This window comes from Alicyclobacillus cycloheptanicus (assembly GCF_028751525.1).
GTDB classification, from domain to species: Bacteria; Bacillota; Bacilli; order Alicyclobacillales; family Alicyclobacillaceae; genus Alicyclobacillus_L; species Alicyclobacillus_L cycloheptanicus.
In genome coordinates, this window is record NZ_CP067097.1 from 1158376 (window position 1) to 1177759 (window position 19384).

The following is a 19384-nucleotide window of genomic DNA, read 5'->3' on the forward strand; positions in this document are numbered from 1 at the left end:
GGCAGTTCGAGAAGGTGGCATTGAACCATCGATCAGTCGGCTTCAGTGGATGCGAAAGCCGCAAACTCAAGTGGTTCCGAATCGAAAAGCAGAGCAGCGCCGGTCGCTTTGCCGAAAGGGCATCGATGACGGCGCTGTTTCTTGTTACAATGTCGCTAAACAGCCTATCGATTTTTCCACTTCGTGGATCGCCCAGATCCTTTCCGTTCGATTATCCCTTCTTCATGAAGTTGTTTTAGAACCGCATTGATGGTCGGTCTTGCTATATCCGGACAACGTTCTTCGAGATCTCGAACGGAGAATGGACCAACAAACCCGGAAACAATTTCACGGATTCTCGCAGACTTTTCTCCTCGTGTACGTCTTACGACAGCGGCTCGATCCTCAAGATCCCGGTATGCACGTAGAATTACCCCGAGAAAATAACGCAACCATGGCAACAAATCATGCTGTCCCTCGTGCCACCCCTGGGATGAGTCGTACAGAGCCTGATAATATTGCTCCTTCGTGTCTTCCACAATCTTCTCTAGCGAGATGTAGCGACCCACATTGTATCCACCATGGTACAAACAAAGGAGCGTTAAAAGCCTCGACATACGACCATTCCCGTCCCAGAATGGGTGAATGCAGAGAAAGTCCAATATGAAAGCCGCCATGACGATGAGCGGATGAGGAGACTGATCCTGGATTGCGTTCGCATATTCGTTACAGAGCATCTCCATTGCCTCTGGCGTCAAAATGGCTGGCGTTGGTGTAAAGCGAATGCGCTCCGTCCCGTCTGGATATTTTTCAGTGATTTGATTATCTTTCGGCTTCCACTTTCCGCCCTCTCCCGGCGAAAACGAGTACAACAAGCGATGAAGTTGCAAAATTACACCTGGCCGAATCGGGATGTCCGCCCCGGAGGCGTGAATCTGATTTAATACCGCACGATAGCCGGCAACTTCGTTTTCCGATCGACTCTGTGGGGTTGTTCGCTCTTCGACCAACTCTTTGAGCCGCTGGTTGCCAACAACAATTCCCTCCAGACGGTTGGAGGATTCTGTACTCTGAATCGTGGCGATGTGCTGCAATTGTTTAAGAAGTTCAGGCGCCCGATCTTCATAGTAAGCCTGCTTGCCCTTACGTTCAGAAATGTCGGCGATCAACTGTAATACTTCCATTGACGCAATATGTGAAGAGTGCTGTGCCAAATAGTTGTTTGCAAAGCTGGACATTGCAGAACCTTCCTTCATACAAACACCATTTTCCTATATTTTAGCACAAAAAATATATGAATAAACGGATTCAATAAGATTACTTTGTTCATAACGATGGAAACACACTCTAGGAACAAGTCCCCGGTTACTGTAAGAAACGTTCTATATGCATCCGTTCACGCATTTTCTGACATAGAGGGTATTGAAAATTCATGAGCAACAATGTAGCCCGACAGAGGCGAAAGGCAGTTCGGGAAGGTGGCATCGACGCATCGATCAGTCGGCTTCAGTGGATGCGAAAGCCGCAAACGCAAGTGGTTCCGAATCGAAAAGCAGAGCAGCGTCGGTCACTTTGCCGAAAGGGCATCGATGACGGCGCTGTTTGTATTTACGGGCTGTGCCTGATTGCCTGTCGCTAAAATTCATCTTGCGCTTCACGTCAAGGGACTAATCCTCTTCTGCGTACTCCGCCCAAGGAATATTTTCTTCCTGCAACATCTCAACAAATTCCTGGGGCGTCTTTCCTGCCAATCGAGCGGCTTGATCCAGAGGGAGTCTTTTCATAGTCATTAGGCCAATCGCAATCGTCACTCTTGCTTTGCTCGGGTCATCATCTGGTCCGACCAGATAGGGCTTGAACTTGATGGGAAGAGTGAGGCGAAACACTTGGTTATTCGTTGACATCAACATCACCGCCCTCTTCAGTGGCACACGTCTGTCTTGCGGCGATGCCTTGCGAGGTCGATCATATACCCAAAAGGCAACGACACATACCCCAAAAGGTAACCTAATTACCCTCCGAAGGTATCGTTTAGAACATCCACCACGTTGCTGCACCCTTCTCTCTTCACTTTATCACACTGATCTCAATCAGATTGTTGGATCTTTGTGGATTCCTCTCAAGGCCGCAATTCAAATATGCAGAGAAACGCTGCGGTTTTCTGTATGCAACCCGATAACAGGGAACGTTAGAGACTTTGCGCCGGATAACGCATTGATGATGTACGGCACCCAGTCACGTTGGGTGCCGTAGGTTCATTCCTTACGCATGATAGCGTCAGAATACGCAGCGGTCAGACCCGTGATGTCACTGAGTTTGTCTCCCACAAATATACCCGTGTCCTGTAGCAATTGCAGTGGTCCGCACTGCGTAAGCACTGGTACGGTATCCTGCACAAGATGGTGAGCTTGCAGCAATTTTTCGTAGGCTTGATTCACTGCCTCGGGGTTCGCTTTCCCCATATCAACATCCCCCTTATCAATTCACCATAGCAACATGCGAACACCTTAGGAGATGTTGATGGGAATTGCAAGTTTGCAATGGAACAACGTCGACTCGGATGGTCCTACACAACAATTGGAAATTCCTCTGCCAGAATGCAGAATTCAACATGGAAATGGGGCATGAAGGAAAAACACTCCAAATGTCGGATCCAAGCAAGGAACCGAATATTTTGGCAAACCTTCCGAAAGGCGGGGACGCAAAGCTACGGGCCTAAAGAGATCGAATTTCTCCATGGTCGCCTGGTTGCTCTCAGGCTTATTTGGGTCTCCTGCCATTGATGCCGTTTTTACCTAGATTTCGTGTTCAACATGCTTTGCTCCAACCAACTCAAAATTGGTAAGGGCTGATACTGCATGACGAGAAAGGACAAGGATGATATATCTGAAATCCTTTGGACGGGGTTAGTTGGTCTGCCTGCGCTTGCTGCATTTGTCATCGGGTTTCATCTGTCACATTCTGCGGGAACTGCCGGAATTATCGCAGGTGTGATAGCTGGAATAGGCATTGGCATACTTTTGCTGAGAAGAATATCTGCGGATGAAAAGTTGAAGCGTTCAGGTACCCACGACATCGACAAAATGAGTGGTAGGCAATTCGAGTATTACCTGGGGCATTTGTTCAGGACTCAGGGATACAAAGTACAAGTGACTCGTGAATCTGGTGATTTCGGCGCTGATCTGATCATACAGAAGGACGGGAAGATAATCGCTGTCCAAGCCAAACGCAAAAAAGGTAGTGTCGGTATCGATGCTGTGCAAGAAGTCCAAGCATCAATTGCGCATTACAAAGCTCATGAAGCATGGGTTGTCACCAACAGTAGATATACAGAAGCAGCAAAGTCACTGGCAAGGTCCAATCGGGTTAGGCTCGTAGACCGTAATACATTGGTAGAAATGATTAACAAGGTGAACCCTAAGGGCCTTCCAAGTTCACCAGCGAGTATCGATCGGTAGAAAAATTAATTGAATTGCAACGGTGCGGGAAGCGTACAAGTTCTCAACAAGTAATAAGAACCAGCCTGAAATAAATGAAAAGTGGGCACGTTGGGGTAAGAATTTTGGTTGATTTGAGACTATAGCCACATCACTGGGCATCCGTTGTTCGCAGCGCTCCAAACCATAGGTGAGGCGGTGTGAAAATGGCGAGAAAGACGATTGAGCAGTTGCAGCAAGGCTATCGGAATGGAAACTTTACACCAACGGAGATAGTGCAGGACTATATTCGTCTTATCGAAGTTCGTAACGAAAAATTGAACGCCTTTATTACCGTCACTCAAAAGGAAGCGTTGGCGGAGGCCACAATAACGGATGATCGTAAGGGCCAACTCTATGGAGTGCCTGTGACGTATAAGGATTTGATCAGCACGAAGGCAATACCTACAACGAACGGTTCTTCCATTGAGCGGGGCTATGTGCCAGACCGAGATGCTCCCATCGTCGCCACTCTCCGGCGAGCCGGTGCCGTTCGACTCGGTAAGGTCAACCTGCACGAGTATGCGTTCGGTATCACTTCAAACAATCCTCACTTTGGCCCAGTCAGAAACCCTTGGAATGAGAACGTAACTCCAGGGGGATCAAGTGGTGGGTCGGCTGCAGCCGTTGCCTCCGATCTCTGCATGTTCTCTATGGGTACGGATACAGGTGGATCGATTCGAATCCCTGCGGCAAGTTGTGGCGTGGTTGGCCTTAAACCTGGTGTTAGGCTGAAATAGTGGACACAACGAATCGAGAATGTAAGAATAAGGCGATTCGGGGTGAGCTACATGACACAGAAGTACGACAAGGAATTCAAACTTCATGCAGTTCAATTGGCTATGGAGAGTGGGAAGCCAGCGAGCCAGGTCGCTCGGGAACTTGGCGTCTCACAAAAGACACTGTATGGCTGGATGGCGAAGTACAAGGAGGATCCTGCTACCCCGTTCGTTGGTAGCGGGAACCTCAAGCCGGAAGTGAAGGCCTTACGGGATCTTGAGCGGGAAAACCGTGAACTGCGAGAGGAGAATGCAATCTTAAAAAAAGCGATGCGCATCTTCACCAACGACCGGAAGTAAGGTACCAATTCATCCACAGACACCGCTCCAAATTTCCGGTTGAGAAGATGTGCAAAATATTGGGTGTATCTCGGAGCGGGTATTATGCGTGGTGTGGACGCCCTGAGAGCGAGCGGTCCAAGCGTCGCAAACGAATCACGAAGCGGATTCATCAGATATTCGTGAAATCCCGTCGTCTCTATGGCAGCCCTAAAGTCACGCAGATCCTGCGCCAAGAGGGCGAGCGGGTGGCACAGAAGACCGTGGCCAAAATCATGCGGGAGAATGGGCTTAGAAGCCGTACAGTCCGCAAGTACAAGGCAACCACATACTCGAACCACAATTACCCTGTGCAGGAGAATGTGTTGAACCAAGCGTTCGTAGCCGAACGGCCCAACCAGGTGTACATGTCAGACATCACCTACATTCCAACGGACGAGGGTTGGCTGTACTTGGCCAGTGTCGAGGATCTGTGCTGCCGTAAGATTGCAGGTTGGCGTGCGGGTGCAAGGATGACGAAGGAACTGTGCATCGGGGCGCTGGAGCAGGCCTACGAACGCCAGAGGCCGACAGGACCTGTGCTGCATCATTCGGATCGTGGGAGCCAATACGCCTCTCATGACTACCAGGAAAAGCTGCGAGAATACGGGATGGTAGGCAGCATGAGCCGCAAGGGGAATTGTTTTGATAATGCATGTATCGAGTCGTTTCACAGTATTATCAAGCGAGAGCTCGTCTATCTGGAGAAGTTCAAGACGAGAGAGCAGGCAATGAAGCGCATCTTCGAATACATCGAGGTCTGGTACAACCGGGAGCGAGTTCACTCATCGCTGGGTTACCTAACGCCGGTTGAATTCGAAAGAAGATATTACCAATCCTTAAAAGATGCAGCAAGCTGAGCAATAACAGGCATCATATCAGAATATTAAAACTTACAATTTCTCTGTTCTGGGGTGTCCACTTTATTGACTTAATACCAACCAACCAGAGGTCTTATCAGTACGGTGGGCGTTACACCTTTGTCATGGACGTTGGATCACGTGGGACCATTGACGAGCAGCGTTGCCGATATGTTCAACGTCATGGAAGTGTTTTTAGGTGAAGCCCTGTTGCGACACAGAACAACTGATATCCGTGGTCTCCGAATCGGAGTTCCGAAGAGTTACTTCAACGAGCGGTTGGACGAGGATGTATATCGCCTCTATAAGTCAGCTCTCAGCCAGTTTGAGGATATGGGGGCTATTCTCATTGATATTGATGTGCCGGGGGCAAGTGAGGCTGTTCCTCTTACTTTCACACTGGCTGCAGCGGAGGCCGGGTACGTTCACCGGGAGAGAATGGAGAACTCAATGGACTTGTTTGGACCGGATGTAAAGGCAGTGCTCCAGTCGAGCACCTCTATCCCTGCATCTTCCTACATCGATGCCCTCAAACAAAGACAGGAAATCACCGATGGTGTATCCCGGCTGTTCGACGATGTTGATGTCATTATCGCCCCCACGCTGCCCACCACGCCAAAGGAGATTGGTCAGGAAGAGGTCGTCATCGGTGGCGTAAAGGAAGACCTGTTTGGGTGTATGATTCGATATACTTGCCCGTTCAATCTGACGGGACATCCGGTCTTGGCAGTTCCTTGCGGTATCGCTGACGATGGCTTGCCTGTTGGAATACAGATTATCGGCCCACATGGACGAGAGGAACGGTTGCTCAAGGCTGGGTATGCTTACGAACAAGCTGCGCTCGGAAGGTTCTATGAGATCCGGGATGAGCGTTGCGTATAGTCATCATTGTCCATCTGCGGAATATGGACGGAACGTAAGCGAGTTAAGCGAGGGAGTTTCATCGGAGGCGAGAACTATGACGGATTCCGAACTCCGGATCCCGTATGCACTGAACGAGAATGGTACTGTGACTATCCCCGACGAAGCAGCCAGAGGTGAGGTGTACTATTGCCCAGAGTGTAGTGCGGATCTTGTATTCCGATTCGGCCCTCGGGTTCGTAAGCACTTCGCTCACAAAAGGATTCCTGAAAACTGCCGATTCCTGAATGAGGGATGGTTGCATATTTCAGCCAAGCACGCCGTGAAAGGCCCGTGTCACAGTGGCTCGGAGGACATGGTGAGCCTCCAGTAATCAATCGAGAGTGCGGAAGTTGTTACGGAAAATATACGCAACCAGTGCCACCAAAAGTGAAAAGTGTAGAGCTCGAATATCGGGTAGATACCGAGATAGGATTCTATGTGGCAGACGTAGCTTTGCTCGACGATAAACGTAATCCTGTATGTATCATTGAAATTCGTGATATGAAGTGGACGAAGAGAAGCGTATAAAACTTGGGAGTATGCCGTGGCTTGAGTTAATGGCTCGGGAGGCGTTAAACAACCCTACTTTTTGGAGTCCAATTGCACTTGGAAATTTGAAGGGGCGAGATTGTCCGGCGTGCCGGGAAGCGAAAAAGAGAGCCGTAAGACGTCCAATTATCCATCGTGGGCTGGCGATTCATGTTGACAAGTGCCCAATCCCTGCACGGGTTTGGCGGGGGAAGCCGTATGCAAATGTGATTGATGATTGTTTGGCTGGTTGCCCATACTGCGTTGCGACGGATGAAGGTGATCAATTTGACGAGGATGGACAATGGTTTTATTCCGGAACTACAGCGGTGTACTGTTCCGCTAAAGTCGTTGATTAGTAATCTCTCTTCTACCAAACAACCGAACAGAGAACGTAATCACAAATATTTTTGCGCTCAAGCCGAGTTTTCGAATGAATTATCTTGGTCACTTTAACGTGAGGAATGATGCAGATGGCAAGACGAAAGAAGAACGACACTTTTGAACTTCTTTGGCAGGGACTAGTCGTACTTCCTGCCCTTCTTGGGTTTGCAATTGGATTTGAGTTGTCACATTCTGTGGGCATTGCCGGCGCAATTGCTGGCGCAGGAGCTGGAATTGGGATCGGTATACTTGTGATTAGAAAATTGTCACTGGATGAAAAATTGAAGCGGTCAGGTATCCGTGACATCGACAAAATGGATGGTAGGCAGTTCGAGCATTACCTGGGGCATTTGTTCAAGTCACAGGGCTATAATGTTCAGGTGACTCGAGCATCTGGTGATTTTGGTGCCGATCTGGTCTTACAGAAGGACGGGAAGGTAATCGTCGTCCAGGCTAAACGTCATAGCAAGAACATTGGGATAAAGGCAGTTCAAGAAGCGCAGGCATCAATTGCACATTACAAAGCTCATGAGGCATGGGTTGTCTCGAATCGTGACTACACCGAGGAAGCAAAGTCATTGGCGAAATCCAATGGGGTTAGACTCGTTAATCGCAATGATTTGGTAGAAATGATTCTCCGAATGAATTCTGGGTCAGTTCCCAATCCAAATCAGGTCATGACTTCAATGCAGCAGGAAGAGATGAAGTGTGATAGGTGCGGAAAAGCAATGGTGTTGAGGAAAAGCGCTAGGGGTGAATTCTGGGGGTGCAGCGGGTTTCCGAAATGCCGAAACATCAAGCAAGTAAGCGGATGATGAGTGCCTTGTATATAGCTGACAAAACAGTTCTGTGGACGGGAAGTGGTTATAAAAAGAGTACCGGATCAATGGCGAACGGGCACATCAAAGGGTTACGGGTACCGAAATTATAGCGCAACACCAAGAAATTACACTCTTACAAAACATGCAACGTGGATGTTTTCAGCGACCACTATTGTAAATTAATGCTTTTCACCGTACGTTTATTGACCCATGTGCAAGGGGTGAAGTTGTTGCTACAGATCAACAACATCGACGGTTTTCGTAGGGTCGTAAACGCTGGCACGGCCCTTAAAGTCTAACCTAATTCCTCCTACCTGCTGTTTTCACACATCGGGCGAGTATGTCCCGACAGATATATGTTGCGATGTCCATCCAGTTACGTGCAGTCCTATCTGGTGTGCCAAATAGAGCAATGTACTCCTCAGGCGTCAAGATCGCACGGTAGCGCTCGTAAGACTCCAGCGTAACGACTTCATTTGAGGCACCACACTCTTGGTAGGACACTTTACGTATGACCTCCTAAGCATAAAAAAGCCCCGCATCCACGGGGGAATGGTTCGACCGGAGAAGACCGAGTAATAGTCGAGCAACCCGGCGATCATAGGATGATTCCCGTAGACCCGTGGCTTTGCGTCCCCATCTTTCGAAGGGTTTGCCGATATATAGCTTGCTGACAACTTTCGACATGCAGTTGTCGAATCCTTCATTTGGCCTGGGATGGTTATAAAAAAAGAACCCGATCAATGGTGAGCGGGCTCATTGAGGGATAAGGGTATCGTGGCAAGTATAAAGAGAGAGGGTTTGGTATACCAAAATATGGAATGTTTATCTCGGCACAACCTTCTTAAGTTGCGACGCAGTGATGCATCAATCGGCGTCACTCCCAATGGCTTTTTCCACCGGGTCGCCACATATGGGTAGTTAAAATTATCACACCGCTTCGAAAACCGAATTCAAAGATCAAGGACGAGCGCACTGAAGGGCTCGGCTCGTCCTTGATAATATCTACATATGGAAGAGGCTTACCTTTGTACTACGACGTTGCCGGCCTGAGAACCCTTTGGCCCTTGGACGACTTCATAAGTGACACGCTGCCCTTCTTCGAGGCTCCGATATCCAGAGCCATCAATTGCACTGTAGTGGACAAACAAGTCATTTCCGTCTTCTCCTGCGATAAACCCGTACCCTTTTTCTGCGTTAAACCACTTCACTGTACCCTGCACTGCTAAGCCTCCTGTAACTTGAAATATCCCGTCTCTTAGCAAGAGATCTGAGGTTGGTTTGTAATATATTAGCATAAGAGGGAACGACATGCTAACCCACGAAGTTCGATGTGGTGATTATTGCTCCAGGAATGTGGAGATTATCCAATATTGTGCGGTTGTGGCCGTCCCTCCTGACTTCCCGATTCCTCAGTGTGGCAGCCGCTCCGCTTTCGGATTGGCAACGGGTCGCCGTCAATAACCCTTGTGGCAACCCGTCCCTTCGTGGCGGCCACAGCTTGGCCTTGTAGTACGACCGTAAAAAAAGAGACACACCAAAATCATCTAGCGTGAGTTTCCGGGTTACGAGAATTTTTTCCAGAGAAAATCAGCGCACAATTTAATTTGCTCCCCGTGAAGATGCACCCCAACTGCAATTGTTGGATGGATATTTGTGGTTGAATATCCATCCAAAAGTATTACCCTACTTTTGTCGCGGTATATTTCTAGTAGATTTGGCTATTTTGCGCCGCGTTTGCAGGTGAATGGACTTCGTTGTCGAATGTATGTATTACCCTACTGTAGAGGTGGCGATTGACCTGGCTTCCATCATCAAAAAGAAGAAGAAGGGCCAAGTGTATTACTACCTCGTGGAATCAGCCCGTGTCGACGGGAAGCCTCGCATCGTACGCCAGAAGTATCTGGGCCGTGCGGAGCACATCGCTGCAGCCATGGATGCACCATCTGATCTGGACCAACCCAAGTACAGCATTGTCCTTGAGTTTGGATCTGTCATGGCACTGTATGACTTGGCCAAGCGACTGGGTGTCGTGGAACTCATCAATCAGGTAGCTCCCAAGCGCTCGCAGGGTCTGACCATCGGAGAATACATGCTCATTGCTGCGATCAATCGAGCGGTGGATCCCACAAGCAAAAGCAAGATTGCTGCATGGTTCACGAAAACATGCCTGGATCGGGTTATCCCAGCCAAGGCGCATCATTTGTCCAGCCAACGCTTTTGGGATCATATGAATGCCCTGTCTGAACAGGCGATTGGTGAGTTTGAGGATGTGTTTACTCAAAAGGTTGTCCAAACCTACGGGCTGAGCCTGGACTGCTTGATCTATGACACGACAAACTTCTTCACATTTGTGGACACCAACTCGGACAGCAAACTGCCTCAGCGCGGCCATAGCAAAGAGAAACGCGGCGATTTGAAGATCGTCGGCTTATCCATGATGGTCTCTCCGGATTTCAATGTCCCGCTCTTTCATGAAGTGTACGCGGGGAACCAGCCGGATGCCAGGCAGTTCCTGGACGTTGTCGAAAGACTACAAAAGCGGTTCGAAAAAATTTGCGACCGGAAGCTTGAACCAACGCTTGTGTTCGACAAAGGGAACAACTCGCCGGAACACCTCAAACAGCTACAAGCCGGAACGACGAAGTTCCACGTAGTTGGCTCCCTGAAGCTTTCCCAATGCAAACCGTTGCTGGACATTGACCGAGCAGAATTCGTGCCGGTTACGGGCACCAAGTACGAGGGGGTCACGGCCTACCGCACTACGTATCCAGCGTATGGTCAGGACATGACGGTGCTTGTAGTCCACAATCCCAGGCTGGAAGAAGGCCAACTGCAGGGAATTCAAAAGAACATCGAGAAGTGCACGACTCGCCTGCGCGAACTGCAGACAACTCTCAAGGCCCGTCAGGAGGGAGTGATTCGGAAAGGGCGCAAGCCCACCCTCAGCTCCGTCCAACATCAGGTCGACCAGATTCTGCATGCAGAGTTCATGAAAGATCTGTTTGTCGTTGAGCTATCTACCGTGTCGGATGCGGTTCAGTTGGAATTCTCGCTGGACCTGTCGCGGCTTGAAGAGCTGCGCAAACGTCAGTTGGGGAAAACAATTCTCTACACGGACAACCACGACTGGACTAACGAACGGATTGTCACGGCTTACCGGTCGCAGTATCACATTGAGCAAGCCTTCAAACAAATGAAGAACGCAGATCACCTGGACTTTCGACCGATCTATCACTGGACTGATCAAAAAATTCGGGTCCACGCCTTCTACTGCGTTCTGGCCCTTCGCTTGTGCAGCCTGCTGAATCGGGAACTGCATGGTCACGGGATCGACATCAGCATCAATCGGATGCTGGACATCCTGGGCGAAGTCAAACAGGTCATCACCGTATACCCAAAGAAAGGTGCAAGCAAAAAGGATCGGCAATCGTTCTCGCTGAGTAAACTGGATCCGGATACAAGACGCATTGTGGAAGCTTTGAATTTGGATCAGTATCGAATCGGTGGGTAATACAACGACTCCCCCGTAATCCCTTGCTGGGCTTACGTTCCTGAGCATTCGCTAACATAACCCGGAAACTCACGCTAGGTTTCCAAGCACAAAAATTGGGAGAACCAAAACTGTCAATGTGGATACCATTTGTCGCCCGCACCTTTTATTAACCTATGAACAGCCAATGGTCCATTGCAAAACCATTTGAACTACAAATGTAGGCATCCAGAGCCGCATTTTTCTTGGGTTTCACCTCATGCAACTCCATAACGTTCAAACGCACTTGAAACGTACGCTTACAGGCATCGTTGCGGCGTCCATGGTTCTCGGTTCATTTGCGCCGGCGGCTTTGGCAGCGACGAGCTCGAGCAAGTACAGCTGGTCTCACCGTGCTATTGAAAATAACGGTACGACTATTTCGGCACTGAAGAATGTCCCAGGCTTCACGTACAACGGGACCTATTACATCTCGGTGTATGACGTTCAGTATCTGCTGAACCAGCTCGGGTTTACCTCGACTTGGGATAACGGAACGCTAAACATCCAAACGACGAATACGGTTGACAGCTCTAAGCTCCCTGCAAATCAGCCTTCCGGAGCAAACGCTTTTATTCAGGTGAACGGAAAGCAAGTCTTCAAGGGCAACCGCATCGTGGTAACACCTCCGGGTGGTAAGTTTGCGACCTCGTTCATGCAGGTTTTTGATCTCCAGCAAGTCCTGAACGCACTTGGTTTCAACGCAAGCGACTACGAAGGCTCCGCGGGGATCTGGAATATCGTACCTCCAGCGGCTCAAGCTGGCGCACTTGCTATCACGGGTGCACCGACCAGCAACATTGCTGTTAACACACCTCAGAGCTTGGGGTTGACCAACAATGGTGCGCCCGTAACGCAGGGCGTAACATGGACCGTTGATAACAGCGGTGCTGTGGTTGACAACAATGGTAATTTCGTTGCGACCAAAGCAGGTACTTACAACGTGACGGCTTCATATGAAGGAAAGACGGTAACTACAAAGATTGTTGTATACGGTGCCGCGGCAGGGGTTCAATTGGCTCCTACTTCAAGTACCCTAGTGGCTAATGGAGTGTCAACGGACACCATTACGGCTACGGTTGTTGATGCCAACGGAAATACTGTTTCCGATTATAATGGCACTGTAGATGTGTACCTGACGACCTCGTCGTCTGATACGCTTACTAACCCAGATGGCACGAAAAGTGCCGGAAACGTAAGTGATCCAATCGCGTACACAGCGAAGAATGGCACAGTGACAATCACGTTAAACAGTGGTGGTTCCACGACAGGCACCGACACCATTTATGCTGGAGTTCCTGGCGCGGCTGGTGTGGTTAGCCCGAGTGACTGGACTTCAACCGCTGTTAGCGTAGTAGCCCCCGTTCCCGCGGCAGTTGCCTTTGGGTCCACCGCTCCGACCGCAATTGACAGTAACGTAAACTACGGAACAAACTACTTGTCTCTTCCGATTAATGTGGTAGACCAAAGCGGTAATCCGATTGCGCAAGGTAATACTACTGCAACCGTAACCGTCGCGGGACCTGCTACATTGAGTAACGGATTGACGACAGACTCAGTCACGCTTGAGAACGGTTCTGGCACGGTCGGGATTGCAACCAATAGCAACAAAACCACTGGACCCATCACTATTACCGTGAGCGTTCCGGGGCTTGGCAGCGTCACTAAAACGTTGACCGCTTACGTTGGTGGTGCGTACAGCCAGATTGCTTTGGCCTCAGCGCCAGCCAATACGTCGTTCACGGCCGACCAGGTTGCGGCTGCCACTTCATCTCCGTTCTTGACGTATAAAGTCGACGAAGAGGATGCCAACGGGAATATTGCCGATACCGGTACGGGAGACACTGTTTCCGCAACCGTTACGGGTCCGAGTGGGGCGTCCGCTACCGACGTGACTGCGACTCCGACTTACGCGAATGGCGTTGAGACCATCGCATTGACTTATCGCAGTGGCAAGGTCGTCGCGGGCACCTACAAGGTGACCATCTCTGATAGCTCTCACACGTCAATTGAGCCTTTAACCGAAACATTTACTGTGACGCCGGGTGCTCCTTACGACGTAACTGTGAAGCCAATGACTATCACAGTACCTGCCAGCAATCCATCTGGCACAGTTTCTGCTCAGTTGGTAGACCAATTTGGAAACGTCGTTAAGGAATCAGGTGTAGTCGTCGACTTTACGGCTGGTGGAACTTACGCACCGACACTGAGTGCATCCAGTGTGGCAACTGACAGTAATGGCGTTGCTTCCGTGACAGCCACAGAACCTAACACACCGTCCGACACAGGCACAGTTGCTGTCAAGATCGATCCGAACTGGGCGGCAGGCAATAGCTTGAGCGAAGGTTCTGGTAATACTTCGACACTTACGGTCGCATCATCTGTGGTAACGAAAGTTGGTGTCACCACGGACAAGACTTCCTATAGTGCAGATTCCGCAACGCCGGAGTTATCGTTCACAGAGTATGATTCTGCGGGCGCACCAATGGGCGACAACTTGGCATATACTGTGACGGGACCGACAGGATTCACAACAGTCACCGGCACGACAACAGGTACCAGCCCAGTTACATTGCCCGCGTTGACCATTGCAGGCACCTACACTGTAACGGTCACTGACACAGCGGCCGCCGGCCAACCATCAGCTACGGCAACATTCACTGTTACACCCGGTGCCCTGGATAAGTTCGCCTCGACCGTAAATGGCCAGGATGCAACGACTGGCGTTGCTGTAAAGGCAGACACGCCGGTAGCGGTTGTGATCACGGCGGAGGATAAGAACGGCAATGCTGTAACGGCAACAACACCTTTGACCGTATCTCTGAATGACGTTCTTAGCAGCGACGGTTCAACTGCGGGCAACGGTGCATTCTCTCTTAGCCAAGGTGGAAGCCCTGTGACCACAGTTACGATTCCGGCTGGTCAGAGCAGCGTGACGGTGTACTACGTAAACGCGAACGCAGACACGTACGACCTGTCTGCGACATATCAAGCCGCAGCGGCTAACATGGCGCTCACAACGAACTTCGGCGGGGTAGGTACTGCGGAATCCAGTGGACCAGCGGCGTACTCCTACTCAGCTACGGTTACACTTACTGATGCGGAAGCAGCTGCCTTTACATCCGCTGATCCGAGCAAGTTTACGTTGAGTGTGGGCGGTGACAATTACACCTACACAACCAATGCTCAACCTGGCCTTGACCAGTTTACAGTGACACAGGGCGCCTCGCCGAATGACGACCAGTACACCATTACATTTGGCAGCAACGACGCCACATTGTCTGGAGCAACCGCAACTATCGGTTATCCTGGTGTCTCGTCTGTAACAACTCCGCAATTCTAAGTGTGGATGTAGCAGAACACCCGGGGCTTATGCCTCGGGTGTTTTCTATGTCTGCCCGGCATGGGAAAATCTTTCGGGCCGGAGTTCGGAGTGAGGGGTGGCGACACACCCGCTATGCTCCAACAACCAGCAGAACATTTGAAAGCCCTTGATGTTCAATCCTCATTTCAAAGTGGATGTTCCCCCTTGGAACACGTGAGAGAGGTATCTTATGCCAAATCTAACAAATTGGCAGTGGGAACACAGGCGTCTCCGATTGAGGTCCGACACACGTAGCGTGAAAATGCATACTCATAACGGAAAGGTCTCGTTGCCACGTAGGTGCGTCGTGTTATCATTAGAGTCATCGAATCCAAAGTTCAGTGTAAGGGGAAACAGAGATGCATGCCCAGCGTGAACGAACACACCAATTGTACTTGCTCTGCCTCTTTCTCCTCCTAGCTGCGTCTGTGCTTGTGCACGTCATCACGCTCCACATGCCGCTGTACGCGTCGGACGCTTGGAGACAGACAGATGAAGAGAGCATTGTTTGGCATTTTACATATGTCCTGACGAATCCGTTGAAACCACAAATCTTCTATGATGGGACGCATGACCTCTTCGTGCAGTTGGAACTTCAGGTCATTCCCTGGCTCACCAGCATTTTAATGCGCATATTTGGCTGGCACACCATGTTGCTTCACGTGATTCCTGACGTATTTTTCAGCCTGAATGTGTACTTGATTTACCGCATTGGCGTGAAGCTGTTTACTCCGGCGTATGGCCTTTTCGGTGCTCTGCTGTACCTGCTTGTTCCGTACGACATTTATTACGGACAAGCCCTCATGCCGGAAATTTTCATGATGACCATGCTGTTGGTGACAGTCCTTACAGTGAACGCTTACTTGGAGAACCAGACTTGGGGTCGTGCGTCCGTTGCAGCCCTGTCTCTTCTACTGTTGGCGTTGTCCAAACTGCCGGCGGTCACAATTTTGCCTGGCCTGCTTGCTTTTGCTATGGTCAAGAGTGGATGGCGGTCGTTAATTTCTCCTAAGGTCATATTGAGTGTTGTGTTCGCTGGCGTATTTACCGAGCTTTACTTGCACTATGAAGGTTCCATTGCGGCATCGAAGTTTGTATCGGGTGACACAAGTGCATACCTCCTTCGCCATATGGCCAGCAATTTGCATCTCCATGTCTACCATCAGGCATTCCAATTTATCACAACGAGGTTATTGTTTCGTCCGATTTCTGCATTGGCAATTGTGGGGCTTTTTTTCCCAAGGCTGAACTCGAAACTGTATGCGCTCTTGATTGGGTGGGGATTCGGTGCCTTTATATTCGAAGCCTGGGTTGCAACGCACAACGCCCTGCAGTATTACTACCTGGTAATCGCGTTGCCCGGTGTCCTCATGGGGGCATACGGCGGGTACGCGCTGTATCATTATTTCCACCGTTGGTCGCTGATCGCGCTCGTTCCAGTCACGGCTTTAGCAGTTAGCGCTGCGTGGCAGCACACGCCCGTGCTGTACACGCCGTATCAGAAGAATATTTATGAACTTGGCTTACGTTTCCGGTCCCTTCCAGCGAACGACCGCATCTTATGGATTGGCACAACCCCCATCATCTTCGACTATTCGCGACATTACGGGTGGCGTGACTTCAACACCAAGGAGACACTAGCTGAGAAGGAGGCGTGGATTCAGGAGAAGATACGTGAGAAGGCTGCCGTACTGGTTGTGGAGCATCAGACGGCGCCCGACAATCAGCCACTGATGGCTTACCTGCAGAAGAACTTTCGACATCAGGTCGTCGACGGATACACGGTGTTCTGGCTATAAATGCCGCGTTGGTTGTTCGTAATCGTGTGGAAGGCAAACCGGGTGGAGGGTACTTACCGCCTCAGGCCACCCGGTCAGGCTTGGACAACACTGTCCGCTTTTTGGTTGACCTCCAGGTCCAGGCGTTGTTTGCGATGTAATTGAAGACGGTCGCACACGCGATTCCAACGAGATTAGAAACCAGATAATGAATGTGTGCGCCCTTGTACAACAAATCAAGCACGAGAATATTCACTGAGATCCCAACCACGGAAGTCACGCCGTACTTCAGCGCTCGTTTATGCAGGGATGTCGAATGAACTTCCCGCCATGTCAAGGAATCGTTCAGTATGAAGTTAGAGACCATCGCGCAAATGGCAGAAATGAATGCGGAAAGGGGCACAGCCAACCCGAGGTGTACCAATACATCGTAAATGACCATGTTAATGACGACACCAGACAGCCCCACCAGTGCAAACAGGTAGAACCGACGCTCTTCCGGAATTTCTATCATCAGTTTGAGCAAATGCCGAAGATAGTTCCATTGCTCCCGAATCGACATCTTGGATTCACCAGCGTTTCTTGGGTGAAACCGGTACGGGATCTCAACGATCCGCTCAAACCTTCCACGCGCAAGCACTTCAATCAGGATTTTCCACCCAATTGGGGACAGCGTCACGCCGCGAATGCACTCACGTCTGAACATAAAAAAGCCCGACGTGGGGTCGCTGATCTTGCGAATGGACGTTAACGCCAGTTTTCCAATATACCGGGCAACAGCCGACACGACCTTGCGATGAAAGGCGAGTCCGCCATCGTCACCGCCTTCGATGAATCGGCTGGGAATGACCATGTCCGCGCCATTCATGATTTCCTTCATCATCGGAACCAGCATGGAAGGAGGATGCTGCAGGTCTGCGTCCATGACGGTGAGAACATCGCCCTGGGCTTTGGAGAATCCCAGCACAACGGCAGTGCCGAGCCCCTTCTCCCCAGTGCGATGATAAAACCGGACGTATGACCGCTCGTTGGCCAGCGCTTGTAATCGCTGCGGTGTGTCATCCGTGCTGTCATCCACAAAGATAATTTCAAAGTCGACCTTACCCTGCAGGGATGTATAGATTTGATCGGCTAAAACCGTAACGTTGTCCAGTTCGTTGTACGTTGGCACGACAATGCTTAATTTCATGATTCGCCACCTTCCAAGGGCATCATAGCAGAATTGTCTCCTTCATGCATGTCTAATGAACACGGCTACTAATGAGACGAAGAAATATCCTGCCGTGTTTCACCCCCGGGGTGGCCTGCTGAAACGGAAAGCGCCCCGCGTCCTTCTTTATTTTCACCCGGGTCGGGGTTATGAGACGCCAGGCTCAGAAATCGCATAGTTCGTCGTGTCCGGCGGATACCACTGCACAGCAACGCTCGGATGCACTCCGTCACTTCGATTTTCCTGAACCAGGGTGGACGGAATGGGTGTATTGCCAATTTCAATGACAGTTCGTGCTGGATTTGATGTGTAGAACGTCAATCCACGGATCTCATCCAAGCTAGGAACGTGGGTACCCAGCACCGGGTCGGCGATAACTAGAATGTGGATGTACGCCGTCCCATTCTGGTATGTCACTTTATACTTCACGTATTGCTCGGTCACGTTGTACTGCAGCAGGCGGCTGGTCCGCGCGACGAGAATGCGCCCGTCATGGTATTCCGTTGCGAGCTCCTCCAATGCGGTAACCGCCGATTTTGGCAGCACATCCGGGTAGGTCGTCCCGTCCAGGTGTTGGGCGATGATGGAGAACTCGTGCTCCTTCTCCAGGTTCTTCAGCTTTGTCATGGTAATTTGATTGGACAGCTGGTATGGTGTCCAATTCCACACCGGGCTCCCCGTTTTGGTGTAGCTGGAATTTGTATACCGCCAGAATCCCCAAACCTTTCTTCCATCTGGAAGCTTGATGGGGTAAATCATCGATTTCATGCCAAACTGGTCGCTGGACATATCGGGCCAGACAAATTTGATGCCGTACGGAATGGTAATATCCGTATGGTAGTACTTGGATGATGGGTTTGCCCCTTGCTGATAGTTATAGAACGCCGCCCTTCCGTATGCGCCGAAGTTGTCGACGTTTGATTTGTTGCCATGGTCAGTCCAGACGGTGATCTCATCCTGGTTTTGCTTTAACGCGGCAATGCCTTGTATGGCCAGTTGGCGAGTGAACAGCGTCTGACTTTGGTTGACCCGGCTGAAATCGCCAAACGTATGCATGGTATCAATCCAGCCGTCGTGAATGTAGGCGTTCAGCACAGAGGCTGCGTAGGGCTGGTCGGACACCCCTTTAAACCAGGTCAACTCCTTTGACATCGGTAGGTTGTTGATGTCGACTGCACCCGGCAAGTTATCGCCGTTATACATGAAAAAGGAATCGGCAAAGTCAAGCCCCAACCCACGCCCCAATGGAGTCATCTGGGTCAGAAACTCGTGAACGAGGTTGAACTTACGCAGGGTTTGACTGTCCGCATCAGAAGAAATCGCGAGCATGGCCTGATATGGGTAGGGGAACTTTCTTAGTCCGTACACCGTTGGTGAGAGGCCTGTATCAACGACCGCGTTGATTCTTTTCTTTTCGTGTGTTCGATCGGCAATCGTTTTTGGAGCCGATTT

15 protein-coding genes and 2 riboswitches are annotated in these 19384 nt (G+C 50.3%); of the genes, 9 read left to right on the forward strand and 6 right to left on the reverse strand.

Annotated features, from left to right (window positions below):
• Window positions 1-164: 164 nt before the first annotated feature.
• From JI721_RS05325 to JI721_RS05335, 3 genes are all read right to left on the reverse strand, one after another.
• Entirely contained in the window at window positions 165-1217 is a 1053-nt protein-coding gene (locus JI721_RS05325) for a Fic family protein (RefSeq protein WP_274457025.1), read from the reverse strand.
• A gap of 429 nt (window positions 1218-1646) precedes the next feature.
• Window positions 1647-1889 (reverse strand): UPF0175 family protein, encoded by a 243-nt coding sequence (locus JI721_RS05330; protein WP_274457026.1) that lies wholly within the window; start codon window positions 1887-1889, stop codon window positions 1647-1649.
• Window positions 1890-2234: 345 nt separating this feature from the next.
• Window positions 2235-2441: a hypothetical protein gene (locus tag JI721_RS05335; RefSeq protein WP_274457027.1), complete on the reverse strand. Its 207-nt coding sequence runs from the start codon at window positions 2439-2441 to the stop codon at window positions 2235-2237.
• Window positions 2442-2645: 204 nt separating this feature from the next.
• Window positions 2646-2735: riboswitch (cyclic di-GMP riboswitch) on the forward strand.
• 102 nt (window positions 2736-2837) lie between these two features.
• Here JI721_RS05335 and JI721_RS05340 point away from each other — a divergent pair.
• From JI721_RS05340 to JI721_RS05360, 6 genes are all read left to right on the forward strand, one after another.
• Window positions 2838-3437, forward strand: a complete 600-nt coding sequence (locus JI721_RS05340; RefSeq protein ID WP_274457028.1) for a restriction endonuclease — start codon at window positions 2838-2840, stop codon at window positions 3435-3437.
• Between the two features lie 185 nt (window positions 3438-3622).
• Entirely contained in the window at window positions 3623-4195 is a 573-nt protein-coding gene (locus tag JI721_RS05345) for an amidase (RefSeq protein ID WP_274457029.1), read from the forward strand.
• A gap of 51 nt (window positions 4196-4246) precedes the next feature.
• Window positions 4247-5412 (forward strand): IS3 family transposase gene (locus tag JI721_RS05350; protein ID WP_274455562.1). Its coding sequence is split into 2 segments (ribosomal slippage): window positions 4247-4490 and window positions 4490-5412, totalling 1167 coding nucleotides; the frame shifts between segments, so codons are not numbered across the junction.
• A gap of 105 nt (window positions 5413-5517) precedes the next feature.
• Window positions 5518-6294, forward strand: a complete 777-nt coding sequence (locus JI721_RS05355; RefSeq protein WP_322790938.1) for an amidase — start codon at window positions 5518-5520, stop codon at window positions 6292-6294.
• Window positions 6295-6370: 76 nt separating this feature from the next.
• Window positions 6371-6646: a competence protein CoiA family protein gene (locus JI721_RS17200; protein ID WP_407654074.1), complete on the forward strand. Its 276-nt coding sequence runs from the start codon at window positions 6371-6373 to the stop codon at window positions 6644-6646.
• A 670-nt stretch (window positions 6647-7316) separates the two neighbouring features.
• Entirely contained in the window at window positions 7317-8042 is a 726-nt protein-coding gene (locus tag JI721_RS05360; RefSeq protein WP_274457031.1) for a restriction endonuclease, read from the forward strand.
• 588 nt (window positions 8043-8630) lie between these two features.
• Window positions 8631-8715: riboswitch (cyclic di-GMP riboswitch) on the reverse strand.
• A 355-nt stretch (window positions 8716-9070) separates the two neighbouring features.
• Here the strand turns inward: JI721_RS05360 and JI721_RS05365 are convergent.
• Complete coding sequence (locus JI721_RS05365; RefSeq protein ID WP_274457032.1) at window positions 9071-9271, reverse strand: cold-shock protein; 201 nt, start codon at window positions 9269-9271, stop codon at window positions 9071-9073.
• A gap of 524 nt (window positions 9272-9795) precedes the next feature.
• Between JI721_RS05365 and JI721_RS05370 the strand changes: the two genes are divergently transcribed.
• From JI721_RS05370 to JI721_RS05380, 3 genes are all read left to right on the forward strand, one after another.
• On the forward strand, window positions 9796-11562 hold the full coding sequence (locus JI721_RS05370) for an IS1634 family transposase (RefSeq protein WP_274454817.1): 1767 nt from the start codon (window positions 9796-9798) through the stop codon (window positions 11560-11562).
• 238 nt (window positions 11563-11800) lie between these two features.
• Window positions 11801-14923, forward strand: a complete 3123-nt coding sequence (locus JI721_RS05375; protein WP_274457033.1) for a beta strand repeat-containing protein — start codon at window positions 11801-11803, stop codon at window positions 14921-14923.
• Between the two features lie 380 nt (window positions 14924-15303).
• Window positions 15304-16743 carry a glycosyltransferase family 39 protein gene (locus JI721_RS05380; protein ID WP_274457034.1) on the forward strand — a complete coding sequence of 480 codons (1440 nt, stop codon included), beginning with the start codon at window positions 15304-15306 and terminating at the stop codon, window positions 16741-16743.
• A 61-nt stretch (window positions 16744-16804) separates the two neighbouring features.
• On the opposite strand, the gene JI721_RS05385 is transcribed toward JI721_RS05380, so the two are convergent.
• Together JI721_RS05385 and JI721_RS05390 are read right to left on the reverse strand one after the other, a co-directional pair.
• Complete coding sequence (locus JI721_RS05385; RefSeq protein WP_274457035.1) at window positions 16805-17911, reverse strand: glycosyltransferase; 1107 nt, start codon at window positions 17909-17911, stop codon at window positions 16805-16807.
• A gap of 168 nt (window positions 17912-18079) precedes the next feature.
• Window positions 18080-19366 (reverse strand): hypothetical protein, encoded by a 1287-nt coding sequence (locus tag JI721_RS05390; RefSeq protein ID WP_407654091.1) that lies wholly within the window; start codon window positions 19364-19366, stop codon window positions 18080-18082.
• Window positions 19367-19384 lie beyond the last annotated feature (18 nt).